The organism is Hyphomonas atlantica corrig. (assembly GCF_000682715.1).
In the GTDB taxonomy this organism is placed as follows: Bacteria; Pseudomonadota; Alphaproteobacteria; order Caulobacterales; family Hyphomonadaceae; genus Hyphomonas; species Hyphomonas atlantica.
Genome location: NZ_AWFH01000059.1, coordinates 1 through 302 on the forward strand (window position 1 = coordinate 1; position 302 = coordinate 302).

Annotated in this window: 1 pseudogene; it reads left to right on the top strand. The window is 58.9% G+C overall.

Annotated features, from left to right (window positions below):
• Positions 1 to 19: 19 nt before the first annotated feature.
• Positions 20 to 289: pseudogene (locus tag HY36_RS15195) on the top strand (transposase); the annotation flags it as partial.
• Positions 290 to 302 lie beyond the last annotated feature (13 nt).

Here is a 302-nt window from a genome sequence, read left to right on the forward strand (position 1 = left end):
TCAGATATGGAGCTGAGACATGGGCAAGAGATCAACGCCTGAAAAGATCATAGCGAAGCTGCGGGAGGTGGAGGTTCGCCTCGCGCGCGGTGAGACGACGGGACAGGCCGTGCGCGCGATTGGCGTGACGGAACAGACATACTACCGGTGGCGCAAGGAGTATGGTGGCCTACAGGTTGGCCAGGCCAAACGGATGAAGGAGATGGAGAAGGAGAACGCCCGGCTTCGGCGTGCCGTTTCCGATCTGACCCTGGATAACCAGATCCTTCAGGAAGTCGTGCGGGGAAAGTTCTAAGCCCTTC